Origin of the sequence: Moorena sp. SIO3I8 (assembly GCF_010692325.1) — a bacterium.
In the GTDB taxonomy this organism is placed as follows: domain Bacteria; phylum Cyanobacteriota; class Cyanobacteriia; order Cyanobacteriales; family Coleofasciculaceae; genus Moorena.
Genome location: NZ_JAAHHW010000083.1, coordinates 16,755 through 29,937, shown reverse-complemented (window position 1 = coordinate 29,937; position 13,183 = coordinate 16,755). Strand labels below are relative to the sequence as shown.

Genomic DNA, 13,183 nt, shown 5'->3' with positions numbered 1-13,183 from the left:
TTGCCATCTCCACTAAAGCTTACCGACCGCACTACACCCCGGTGACCGGAAAAGGTTTTAATTAATTTGCCATCAACGGTCCATAATCGAATTTTCTTATCTTTGCCAGCCGCAGCCATCATCTGGCCATCTCGACTAAAACTGACACTGTATATATGACCAGCATTAGTGGTAATTGTTCTGACTAGCTGGCCAGTTTGACGCCATAGTCTGACTGTGCCATCCCAGCTACTAGAGGCAATTAACTGACTATCTGGACTAAACGATACGCTGGTTACACTATCTTGATGACCTTCTAGGGTTTGGATTAACTTGCCATCAGGATGCCACAGTTTTACCGTTTTATCGCGGCTGGTGGAGGCAATAAACTGACCATCTGGGGAAAAACTGATGCTCGAAACAATATCACTATGTCCTTCCAGTCGATTGTGTTCGGAAACTGAATAAACTGCCTGGGACAGAGCTGTGATTACTTGTAGACGGGTATCTGCATCTACTGTTCGAGATGGTAGATATTGCTGCTCTTCCTGCTGTAGTTTTTTTGCGGCTCTTAACCCTTCGAGCAAAGCATCAAAGGTTTTATTAGACACGAAAAGAGCTTCTGAAGAGGCACTCAGCGCACTAAGCATAGCATTGATTCGTTGAGCTTCGGCTCGCCATCTCAAGCCACCATTGGTCACTGCTAAAAGTGCCATCACTGTGCTAATGGCAATGGCACGCAGTCGTTGTTTACGAACCCGCAACAGTTGACTCTCACTTTGTTTTAGCCGTACTCTAATATTAGATTGGGTACGTTGCTTATATTTTTGACGAATCGGTAGAACTAGATAATCATGAATTAGCTGATATCGGTTTTGTGGTGTTTCTGGCACTCGGAAGACTAAACCAGAACCTACCAAAATTTCCAAAATCAAGGGGATTTGAGTTAGTTTGGCGTTGTTACCATTGGAGACTGCTAACTCAGCTTGGGTTTTTAACGGACGGGTACCTCGTTGATCGGTTAAGGAAAATAAAACCTCCCAGACGGCATCTTCATTCTCTGGCCCACAATCATAGATAATTTGGGAAAGCGATCGCTCGATTAGAACTGTCTTGGGGTCATTTCCCAAAGCTCGGTATCCTTCAAGGGTAGTAATTTTTTCCGCTTGTAGCTGAGCACCCACGACTTGTAACTCAATTAAGCGCACCACTCCGGTATTGGTGACTAAATCCTTTACCAGTGCTTCGATTAGAGCAGGTTCTAACTTAAACTGAGATACTGCTGTTAAGGAGTGAATAACGTTTTTGGCATTCTCTGGGGACAGATCACCTAAGTGATAACGCAGCTTCTGATCTAGGATATTGTTGTTAATGACACTGAGATCCTTAAAGCGCTCAAACTCTAACAAGTAATGTAGATAATCTTCTCGCATAGACAAGATTATTTTTACAAAGGGGAGATTGAGAGCCTGGGCTAAAAAATTATAAAACTGATGTCGTTGCTCTAAGTCGGTGGCAAGGAAAAAAAATTCTTCAAACTGGTCAAAAATCAGGACGGTTAATAAGTTATGCTGGGAACACCGATACAACTTATCGAGAATTGGTTTAAGGATTAAAGGTTGTTCACCGCAGGCGTTGGAGTCGGGTAAGTTGTTAGCCGTAGGCGTTCCCTTCGGGTAGATTGTTCGCCGTAGGGGTTCCCTTCCGGTAGGTTGAACGGTTGAAGGTGAAAGGTTGGCATCTTTAAACTTGAAGACTACTGTACTTGCTAATTCAAGGTCTAGACGTTTTTCCAGCTCACCGAGCCAATTCCTGTAAACGGTTTGCACCACCGTCAAGGTTTGTCTAGCACCAATAATTCTGGAGCTAAGTGCAGGAACTAAACCAGCATTAATCAGGGAACTCTTGCCAACGCCGGAAGTCCCGTGAATCACGGTTAGTTTGTGGTCATTGCGGCTAATGCGTTCGAGCAGGCCGTTGACATCGGTTTGACGTCCAGCTGCTGCGATTTCTAGGGCTGATGGACAAAAACCTTTCTTGGTAATCGTTGCGTCAGTTTCTCGACTTGGCCCGACACTCTGTAAGGGAGCCATACCAGCAAAGGTAGAAAACCTAAACTGTTGTTCTATCAAGCGTTTTTGTTGCTTAAGTTCAAACCCTCGTTGGTATGCTTTTTGCTCGAAATAGAGCGATCGCAATTCCTCCAACAGCTCCATGAACAGTTGAGGCTGCTGCTGTAGAGGGTTGGGCTCGATAGTTTTGAGGTTTATAGCTTGTTCAAGATAATTAATGGCAGATTTTGGCTTGCCCAGCTGACGCACAGATCTAGCAGCTAGCAGCAGATAGGAACCTCGGTGGCAAAGGTTTTTAGCGTTGAGAGTTGGCTGAGATGTCTCCAGAGTGCGCACAGCTGTGAGGGCTAAGTCTATAGCATGGTTCCAATTCGATTGCTCATAGGCAACTGTTGCCAAAAAGCCATAGGCTCGAGAGAGCTGAACTGGATTATCTTGAGTGTGAGGTTGTGCCAGAAACGCTAGCGCTAAAGCTTCTAATTCTGTCCAATGTTCCAGGTGTTGTAGGACTTCTCCCAATTTTATGGTCAACTGAGCCACCAAGTCCAAGCGTCCTGTTTTAGTAAACAGGTCAATGGCAGTACAGAAGTTTTTCTGGGCTTGCTCCCACTGATGGCAACCGATGGAGCCTTGCAACTGGGCTTGACGGCAATAGCACAAGCCGATGTGATGGAACACTAAACCAAGCCGTTCTAAACCTGAAGGGGTGAGGGGGGGATCACATAAGGGGGGTATTGAGTGTTTAGTTTGTCCGAGAGGTTGATCAAAACATGTAGCTGTGTCCCTTGTGCCCTCTTTTCTCTTCCTAGAAGCTTTACCTTGGATAGTTGTACATACTTTTACCGGTTTAAGGTTTTTATAATAGTGTTGCTCTGAATGGGGAGCCTCACTGCCCAAGCAGCCGCCCCATTCTCCTATATCCTGCTGCCAACAATTTAGACTCTGCTGATAATGCTCCAAGGCCAGATTAATCTGGTCATTTTCAAAGGCATCTCGCCCTAGAATAAAATGCTTGGTAGCTAGTAGGACAGAATCTACGCTGATATCATGAGATTGCAAATCCTGTAATGCCGACTCAAATTCTTGGCGTCGGGGGCAATCGGGAGCCAAAGAAAGCACCTTGTTGGGCAAAAACTCTCCCAAGTCTCTAGCGAAAATATTGCCAAAGATTTCATCTGCCGTTCTGTAACATAAAGCGAGTAATTGGTCAATGGTAAGTTCAAACCGAATCGAGGTAGTAGCCCAATTTTTAAAATAAGGAGCAAGCCTGATCAACTTTTGAAGTCCCTGGTCAGTTACCCATACCACTAAAGGACAGGTTAAGCATTTGGGCAATTCATCTCGCACCTGGTTAGCCGAAAGTAGTACCTGGTTGATGGCATCAACTGACTCTAGACCCGATACCATTAGGGCAGATGTTGTCCCATACTGTTGGGTGCTAAAGATATTACTAAATAGAGTTTGACTAGACTTGTTAAGAACTAGCTCACCATAGGTGAGCTCTGTGATTTCTCGGACGTACTCCCATATTTGCTTCCTAAATAACTCGTAGTTGCATCGCACCAAAATCAGTGCAAATTCTCCTTGGGAGAACATTATTGCCCGGGATAGGGTTAATAGAGAGCGAGCACTGTATGGGGCTAGTGTTTCTGGGGGATTTTGCTGCTTCATGTCACTAACCTTTTGACCCCTACTGGTAGAAATTACCTATTACTAGGGTGATTTTCCCTCTAGATAGTAAGATTACTATCAGAACTTATCGGTAAGTATGGGTTTTTACTGATAAAAAACAACAAGCATAATCAGGCATTACTCAAGAAAAACGTCTATCATAAGTACCTTGATAAAGAATTCAGTAATTACTACTACTTATTTAATAAATATATTTAATGAAAATCCTGAATAACAATGATAAATTCACTTATTGAGCCTGAAGTCCATAGCGTGGATATCAGTGATTTCCCGGAATTTTTGATTTTTTATAGTGGGGTGGAACTATAAGTTCCTAGACGAAAACATGTAAAACAGTTGAACTATCAGGACTTCCGCAAAACTGGGCACCAAACTCTACCTGTAGGCGCACAGGGCTTACTCCCCTACAGGTAGAGTTACTGGGGAAGTCCTGACTAGATCGGTTTGGGTGCATCTCAGTTTTGCAATTAGGCAAAAATTCCCGCGAAAATTCCCACACTTCCCACACTCCCCGCGCCCCCGCCCCACACTCCCCGCGCCCCCGCCCCACACTTCCCACACTTCCCACACTTCACATCTTTTTTACAAATATGAGATGCACCCATCGGTTTTCAAATCAATTAGGGACAAAATTTGTCCCTTGAAAGCAATTAGTAGGTGGTAGGTGGTAGGTTATACATGAGGGGATGTACCTTACCTCAGGGGGTGAACCTGAAGGCTAAACTAATTTCATACCAAGCTTTGAGAGAAAGTTCTCCCTCAAAAAGAAAAGGGTGATTAACAGCTAAGGTAACCTCAGTTCGGACCCGGGCAGATTGAGGTAAAAGCCAGTCCAGATTAAGGCTCGGTTTCTTGGGTTGATGACAATATGCAATCAATCCGCACAGAACATTGACACAAAAATTAACCGGTGAGCGATGACGATAATGTTCGATTTGATAAATATTTTTGAGTTGGTAATTAATGGTTTCAATCAGAAATGTTTAATCTACCTAATTATTTACATAAAATTAGACACACTATACCTATAACACACCAGATAAATTCACGAAAATACCATCTGATCAAACCAATATTATTTTCACACATAAAAGCTGGTAAATATCGGAGTTTATCTAAAATTTTATTGCCGAAATCGGGATAACCACTAATTGTAATAAGACATAAGCTATGAGACAGGTATAAATTTGGTACTCAATTCCCTTGACATTCTTTGTTATTAATCTGTCCAGTTTTAGATGCATCTTCAAAAACTTCCAGAACAACTCTATTTACCAGCCAAGGAGACGAAACCTTAGAGAGGGTCGCCTTATTCATATAACTTAAACCTTTTACCCATAACCTGCCGACATTAAAGGCGACCCTCTCTTACGGTTCAAATAAACGATAAAAATTCCCAACTTCTTCATTACTTATACCTTATTCTTATGCTTCTGGTAGGTTAGTCACTAGTCTAAATTCCGTCTGAGTTTCGAGGTCACAAAAGTTGACAACTCTCCCTTGTACTTACTCTTTTTCTGTTCCGATTAGATTCTGCCTGAAGGGGCGACCCGTGGCGAATTTAATAATTAGATGGGTCAAGGGCACCTAAAACATTTATAGCTTGACATTGTTTTTAATTCTTAAGACAAAATAACGATTATGTTTGGTCTTTAGGGTTTCGATTCTCAGCAAACTCGCCAATCCTCTATCCATTACACTGACTCCATTTTTTGGAGACGAAACCTTAGAGAGGGTCGCCTTATTTCATATAACTTAAAAGTATGGTAGTGATAAATAAGTAGTGATACCAAATCCGGTTATTATAGGCTGATTACAAAAAATACCCAAATCTGCTCTGGGCAAGGACTTTGTGTTTTTTTGAATATAGCCTTGGTAAAGCGGATTTGGTATGATACAACATTGTATTCCCCTTAAATAAGATATTTATTAAGTAAAAATCTACCAATTTCACTCTAATTAATTAGAAAAACTTATCTAAGTTATAATAAATCCTGATTAAATAAAACTTACAAAACTGCTAAATTTTTATTAGTCAAAAAAAACTTCTCAAGGGAAAAATACACTATCTTAACCATGAATACAGTCTCAAATTTAATCACCCGACCCAATTGCCCTTACTGCAATTGTGAGCAAACAGTAAAAAATGGAAGCACTCATCATAAAAAACAAAAATATCTCTGTAAAAACTGTAAAAGACAGTTTTTTGAAAATCCCACAAAAAAGCCAATACCATTGTCGAAAAAAAAACTAATATATCACTTATTACTTGAGAAAATATCTTTGGCTGGTATTGCTCGATCAGTTGGAGTTTCAAAAACATGGCAACAGAGAAGTATGTTAATAAAAAATATGCCGAAACTCCCCAAAAAATAAAGGTTTCATAAAAACCAAAAGGTAAAATTTCCATAGAATGTGATGAAATGTGGTCTTTTGTTAATAAAAAAGATAATCAGCAATGGATTTGGTTGGCCATTGATGGCCGTTGGCCACGCTACGCGAACAAGAAACTAGAGAAATAGTTGGAGTTTATATTGGAGATCGCACTCGCGAATCGGCAAATAAATTATGGAAGTCTTTTCCTCCAGTGGTTCGACAATGTGCTGTGTGTTATACAGATTTTTGGGAAGCTTATCAAAAAGTTATACCTAAAAAACGTCACAAACCTGTAGAAAAAAAAACCGGTAAAACTAATCATATTGAAAGACTAAATAATACCTTAAGACAAAGGATTAGTCGTCTGGTTAGGAAAACTTTTTCATTTTCAAAAAAATTAGAAAATCATCTAGGAGCTATTTGGAATTTTGTTCATCACTATAATAAATGTTTATCCGGTTGATTAGGCCATCACTACTTGTGTACCACTACCGGTTTATATGGCCAAAATTGGGTAAATTTTAAGGATGTTTGTCTAGAATTAGTAACCGAGTTAATGAAACGCGCATCCTAATAAGCGATGCAGCGCGGTCTTGGGGGTTTCCCCGGAGACAAAACCTTAGATAGTGGAGCCTTTATAGTTAGCAGGTTATGCAGAAAAGGGTTAAATATTTTTTAATAAGGCTCCACTATCTTACGGTAAATTCAAACCATGAGCGACTGCATCAAGACACGAAAGTATTATCAACGAGGTCTAAGGGCTAGGTCGCTTATAGAGTCTGCGTTTTAACTTATTTCGTCGCCCCCCCAGCACAATATCTACAAGTTTATGCTTCGGTTCCCGTTTGAATCTTGGGTCATCCAATGGCTCAAACTGATTAATCACGCTATGTTTGAGCTGTTTCATTGTCTTTGAAAGGGGGGATGGGGTTGGAGCACCAAAACCAAATGACATCACGGCCGTTGAGAATGTGAACAGACTGATTTAATATCTATGCAGTTTCCTTGATTCTGGAGAAATTGTCTAGTCCGAATTATTACTGGGCAAATGTCGGTTTTGTCAAGTACAATTTATACCAAATATCTGCGATTACCCTGCTTTTACCCTAAGCCGACTAACCATAAAGGCTACCCTTCTCTTGGTCAACTTCTAACCAAGGTTTCATCTGAGGCCTTATTACAAAAGAAAAAACCCTTTTATTCATAACCGAGCACCCATTTTGGCCTCCGCCGAATCCAAGAGAAGGGTAGCCTTCTTACAAGAGAAAAAACCCTTTTACCCTAAGCCGACTAACCATAAAGGCTACCCTTCTCTTGGTCAACTTCTAACCCCTGTTATATGGGAACTTCAAACTCCCCTTTGGCCGACTGCATCGCTACCAAGGTTTAAAGCTCCTGATGTTTCCCGACACCCCACACCCGGTCACCCCATACCCAGTAAGGCACCGAATGCTGCTTGTCACCCCGTCAGTCACAGAACTAGAGTCCGAAACTTTTCTGTTTCTGCTAAGGCTGGGTTGATCCCAAACCAGCGCCCTTGTTCATCTTGGTATTCATAGACAAACATACTGCGCAACAGGGTTTGATATTCTTGTTCCCCCTTGACGGACTGCTGTTGCACGACTTGAGATAGCAACTTCCACTCTTCCTCTTCAACAGCCAGAGTCAAGTCATCTCGGTATCCCTTAATCACACTCTCTAAACAACTCCTGGAAAAGGGTGGGTCTTCATGTTGCAAACAGTTATAGAGCAACCCTAACAAGTTACGGACATGACCCCCACTAATGCGACACATCCGGTCGAGGGTTTCTGGGCTATCAAATACTAGTGGAATCAGGTTTAGCCGCTGTTGAGGATCAACCATTGGAAAAGCTCGGGCTAGCAATAGCTGTCGCAGCAGTGCCATACCTTCTGGATAGTCACTACCATCCCGTAACTGTATGGGCACCATGGGCAAAATTTTGGGAGCCACACCACCACCGACTCGATTTTTGAGAGTTTCGTACTCGTTGGAGAACATTAAGGACAAGGGTAGAGTGTAAACCACATGGCAGTTCAAACGCCTTAACTGAGTACCACGGTCGATAAACAGATACTCTGGCTGGGAGCGACCTGAAACCATGGAGCGATTATCAACTCGGTCAAGATTATCAATAATCACCACCAAACCCCTTTTGCCAAGTAACTTCAGCTGCTGAATCGCTGATTGTAAAATTTCTTCGTTGATCGCATTCAAAATGCTTTGGGTGCGGGGTTCTAGGTGCTGTCGTAGCAGTTGGCGTTGCTGAGGACTGTCTTTACTTCTGGCTGTAATCTTGGCAATGCCTACGGAAAATTCGGCTTCTGTTGAAAACTCGATAGGAGTTTGCAAAAAGTCTTTGATTTCATTAAATAATTTACTAAAGTAACTGGGTCTGAGCTGTATGCTGATCGCTTCTAGGCTTTCACAGACTGACCTAGCGATGCTCAGTAAAATGTCACTGACATCAACATCCACCATGTCTAGGTCTTGAGAGGACTCAAAATAAACAACATGAAATTGCTGCTTCTCCAATTCAGCTTTAAGTCTTAACAACTCAGTAGACTTACCACAGCCAATATGACCAGTAAACAATTGACAGGTAGGTTCATCTGGTGACAGACGGGTAATGGTTCGTCCTAAAGCTTCGATAATCTTTCCTCCCCTGACAGCGGAAAAATCGATATAGTATGGATGGTCTTCTGGATTACCCATATCTAAGGTTTTAGCTGGGTTACACGCTTTGAAAAATCTTGGTAGATGCAGTTCCATAAATTAACCTCCCACCGTTGTGGTGATGGTTGTGGTTTACAGAAGGCGGTTAGAAAGCCCACTCCTTCAACAGGGTGATATAGGAAGCGTGGCCAGTGATTAGTCTTTTGTAAAAGACTAATCACTAATCACTGGCTCATCCCACGACCAAGGTACGTGGAATGAGTTAACTATATAGGACTGATTAGGCACCAATGCCTTTTTCCATCAGGCTGATGGAACCTGTTAAGTATAAAACGTGGGAACCTAGTAGTGGTTAAATTAAAAAAAGTATTTGGTGCTCACTGAGGAATTGCAAAGTTCAAACCTTGTCGTTACCCAGATTTTTGGGTAGATTGGCGTGAAGCGATCGCGCCGCAGCGCAAACGCCCACGCGCCAATTGTCAGGCTTACTTCAAGTCATAAATGTACTCTGTCGATTGATCGGTAGTAGATGACCAACATCGCATCAGTCTCTCAATCACAATTGTCTAATCGACGCAAACAACTGCGACGGACACGCCGGATTCAATTTTATCAAAGGATTTGGCGTACACTTTTGGTGGGCGGTATCGCTGGAAGTTTACTCTGGGCAATAACTTTACCAGATTGGATGATTCGTCACCCAGAACAAATCGAGATTCAAGGGAATTATTGGCTTTCTGCTGAAGCGATACGCTCCCTGTTGCCTTTATCCTATCCCCAGTCTTTACTGCAAGTACAACCCCAAGTCCTTGCCAAGTTTCTGGAGTCTGAAGCTCCTATTGCTTCGGCTCTAGTTAGCCGTCAACTAATACCACCAGGATTGACAATACAAGTTAGAGAGCGTCAACCAGTGGCTATTGCTGAGCAGAGTAAGCTCCAAACCAGAAAAACTAAAAACTCTACCCCAACCTTGGGTTTAGTCGATGAGCACGGGATCTGGAGCCCCAAGAGCAGTTACGAACCACTCTCGGCCAACCTGCAGTTGCCGAAGTTGAAAGTGATTGGTCAAAATTCCGTTTATCGCCCTTACTGGTTCGATGTTTATCAAGCTGTGAGTCAGTCGGCTGTAAAAGTTTTCGAGATCGATTGGCGAAATCCAGCCAACTTAATTCTGAAGACCGAGTTAGGAAATGTACATTTAGGTCCTTACACTGAACGCTTCCCCACGCAACTGAGAGTTCTAGATCAGATGCGAGAATTGCCGAAGCGCACACAAAAGAGCAAAATAGCTTACATTGACCTCCAAAACCCAGACTTACCATCTATTCAAATGATGACAGACCATGACAGTGTGCAATCGGGAGTTAAATAAGGATAACGAAGAAGGTCAGACAGGTGATTAGCCCTACTCTGACGGCTAAGCCGAGGTGATATTTCCAGAACCATTGTTTTGTTTCAGGTCAGTTATCGGGTATAGAGCCAGCCGTTGCCAGGGTCTTTGGTTTTTCAATCAACTTACTCTATAGTTAACTCAGACTGCTACATATAACTTATAAAGATAAAGATAAACACTTACCCTCACCTGTTGCAATGACGCTTAATAGTAAACTAGGGCTTGCTGCTCAAAGTTCTAAAATCATCGCAGAAGCAGATCTGTCATTAGGATCCGACAATACACATCCTTTTAGTAACTCTGTATTACAATTCGGTCAAACTTATGATTCTAATCGCATACCCAGGGAAGAAACTAGGAGTGACAATATCGTGCCAGGTAGCGTTGCAAAAATCAAGGTCATTGGTGTTGGCGGGGGTGGTGGTAACGCAGTTAACCGCATGATTGCCAGTGATGTCAGTGGAGTAGAGTTCTGGTCAATTAACACAGATGCTCAAGCACTAGCCCAATCATCAGCCCCCCAACGCTTACAAATGGGGCAGAAGTTGACCCGAGGGTTGGGAGCAGGAGGGAACCCAGCCATTGGTCAAAAAGCCGCAGAAGAATCCCGGGAGGAAATTGCCCAGGCTCTCGAAGACACTGACTTGGTTTTCATTACTGCTGGGATGGGGGGTGGTACTGGCACAGGAGCTGCCCCGATTGTAGCAGAAGTCGCTAAAGAGATGGGTGCTTTAACTGTGGGAGTGGTCACTCGTCCATTTACCTTTGAAGGACGCCGCCGTACTTCCCAAGCCGAGGAAGGAATTGCCGCTCTGGGGAGTCGAGTCGATACCCTAATTGTTATTCCCAATAATAAACTCTTGTCAGTGATTTCAGAACAGACTCCTGTTCAAGAAGCATTTAAAGTAGCTGATGATATCCTACGTCAGGGGGTACAAGGGATCTCTGATATTATTACTATTCCTGGCTTGGTGAATGTGGATTTTGCCGATGTGCGAGCGGTGATGGCAGATGCTGGTTCGGCTCTGATGGGCATCGGGATGGGTTCTGGAAAATCCCGAGCCAGAGAGGCAGCAGTAGCCGCCATTTCTTCTCCTCTGCTGGAGTCTTCTATTGAAGGGGCTAGAGGGGTAGTTTTAAATATTACTGGTGGCAGTGATCTGACCCTCCATGAAGTGAATTCAGCAGCAGAAACTGTTTATGAAGTGGTTGATCCCAATGCCAATATCATCTTTGGAGCAGTAATTGATGATAAGCTCCAGGGTGAAATTAGAATTACTGTGATTGCTACTGGATTTACCGGAGAAGCCCAGTCTGCACCTAAATCTGTGGAAACTCCCCTGAATCGGCGACCGATTGCTCCTACACCGATGCCCCCTACTCCCAAGGTTGAGCCTAAGAGTAGACCAGGATTAGATATTCCAGAATTCCTGCAACGGCGTCGTTTTCCTAGAGGACCAAAGGAGTAGAAAAAAACTGACGGAAACCAAATGGCATGGAAGTAAAGCAAAGCAACCTATAGCCAAGGCAAGACTATTGTCGGTCCCCTTGGTAATTGCTGATTTTACTAATAGGCGTGAAAACTTCCCTAGAGATTGCTCCTGAGCCTGAACCCATGGGAAACTTTTTTCGGTTATCACTATCAATAGTCAGCCAGACTATGGAGCGGGAGTTTTTTTTGACTATCTCCCTAGCTTTTAGCCAACAAGGGCTGCCCACAGATTAAAATTTCAACTATTCTTGCCTTGGATGAAGTTTAGCTATACTTATGACTTCTAATCACCGAACCAACCCCCCTATGCCCAAATCCAGTAGCGATCGTTACCCTAGTTCAACATCGGCAAACAAATCGAATACATACTGTCCATCAGTACCAATTTCTGTCTACCGGGAACTAGCAGCTGAGTTGCAAGCAACACAGGCGATGTTGGACTCTCTCCATTCTCAAAATCAGCATTTAGTTAAACAACACCAGCAGCTGCGACAGGAAGTTAAAAAAGTTATTAATTCAGCTCTGCATCTACAGCAGGTGATCAATTCCTTAGAACCAGTGAGTCCAGCTGAAGTCCATCGACCTCAGCCAGTAAAGCCGCCGGAACCCCGTCAAGCTCCACCAATTCCACCCCAGCGCACCTCTACAACTATCCCAGGGGGTGAATTTTCCCCACCTCAGAGGAAACCTCAAACCCCTACCTCTTCCTATCGAGAAACTTTAGTGATTGAACAAGAAAACAATCGCTCCCTGCGAAGTTCGCAGCCAGAGGCAGTCTCATATGTCAATGGCTGGGTGTTGGTTATAGCTATCTTGGGAATTGTCTTGAGCGCATTTGGTGCTGGCTTTTTGGTGGTGAAACCGATACTAGATAGTAATCGTTGAACCATTTTGCTGCTTGATTAATCGATTAATGGCGGGTTCTTTGAGATTCATCCGCCAATCTATTGTTGTACTAAACCTCGGCTGTATTTACCGCTATTTTCGCCTCCGCATTGCACCATTAATTGGAAAATTACCATCATTACTGTCAAGGGAAATCGGTTTGTAGCAGTTAATGGCCAGGTCTATAAGGTTTGCCAGGGTCAATTGTGCCCAGAACATTGGCTGATCACAGATCTGTTTACTTAGATCAAATCCACAGTCATTAGTCAGTGGTGAAGGGCAACAAAAAACCTGCTCAACCTGAGTTCGATATAAGCGATCGCTCCACGAAACAGTAAGGGATACAAGCTTTGGACAACTAGGGTATATTAAGGCTTTCAGCGTTACGTTGAACTCAGGTTAAAATTCATAACAATGAATTTTAGCAGAGTGAGTATTTAACGGGAAGTAGAACTGGTAGTACACAGCAAGCCATTCTAGGTCGGTTGTGAGTCCCCTCTTCACGTGAGTTCGAGATCAGGGTACACTCCACGAAACAATCACGGTGCGCGCCTCCTAGGGCGCGAGGGATTGCTCGCGCCCTAGGGTCGCACCGCAGG

Annotated in this window: 6 protein-coding genes and 3 pseudogenes; 5 read left to right on the top strand and 4 right to left on the bottom strand. The window is 43.2% G+C overall.

Annotation, left to right across the window (positions count from 1 at the left end; genetic code table 11):
- From F6K51_RS25150 to F6K51_RS25140, 3 genes and pseudogenes are all read right to left on the bottom strand, one after another.
- The coding region (locus tag F6K51_RS25150; RefSeq protein WP_293025340.1) for a hypothetical protein at window positions 1-3,722 on the bottom strand (3,722 nt) is incomplete at its 3' end.
- Window positions 3,723-4,576: 854 nt separating this feature from the next.
- Window positions 4,577-4,720, bottom strand: a pseudogene (locus tag F6K51_RS25145) (IS982 family transposase); the annotation flags it as partial.
- Window positions 4,721-4,739: 19 nt separating this feature from the next.
- Window positions 4,740-5,020, bottom strand: a pseudogene (locus F6K51_RS25140) (hypothetical protein); the annotation flags it as partial.
- Between the two features lie 799 nt (window positions 5,021-5,819).
- On the opposite strand from F6K51_RS25140, the pseudogene F6K51_RS25135 reads away from it, so the two are divergent.
- Window positions 5,820-6,582 (top strand): annotated as a pseudogene (locus F6K51_RS25135) (IS1 family transposase).
- Window positions 6,583-7,590: 1,008 nt separating this feature from the next.
- Here the strand turns inward: F6K51_RS25135 and F6K51_RS25130 are convergent.
- A complete protein-coding gene (locus tag F6K51_RS25130; protein WP_293025339.1) occupies window positions 7,591-8,910 on the bottom strand; it encodes a P-loop NTPase fold protein in 1,320 nt (439 codons plus the stop codon).
- Window positions 8,911-9,343: 433 nt separating this feature from the next.
- On the opposite strand from F6K51_RS25130, the gene F6K51_RS25125 reads away from it, so the two are divergent.
- From F6K51_RS25125 to F6K51_RS25110, 4 genes are all read left to right on the top strand, one after another.
- On the top strand, window positions 9,344-10,186 hold the full coding sequence (locus F6K51_RS25125) for an FtsQ-type POTRA domain-containing protein (RefSeq protein WP_293025338.1): 843 nt from the start codon (window positions 9,344-9,346) through the stop codon (window positions 10,184-10,186).
- A 218-nt stretch (window positions 10,187-10,404) separates the two neighbouring features.
- Window positions 10,405-11,676 (top strand): cell division protein FtsZ, encoded by a 1,272-nt coding sequence (ftsZ, locus tag F6K51_RS25120; RefSeq protein WP_293025337.1) that lies wholly within the window; start codon window positions 10,405-10,407, stop codon window positions 11,674-11,676.
- Window positions 11,677-11,783: 107 nt separating this feature from the next.
- On the top strand, window positions 11,784-11,933 hold the full coding sequence (locus F6K51_RS25115; RefSeq protein WP_293025336.1) for a hypothetical protein: 150 nt from the start codon (window positions 11,784-11,786) through the stop codon (window positions 11,931-11,933).
- 72 nt (window positions 11,934-12,005) lie between these two features.
- Window positions 12,006-12,584, top strand: coding sequence for a hypothetical protein (locus tag F6K51_RS25110; RefSeq protein WP_293025335.1), 579 nt, complete (start codon window positions 12,006-12,008; stop codon window positions 12,582-12,584).
- Window positions 12,585-13,183: the final 599 nt, after the last annotated feature.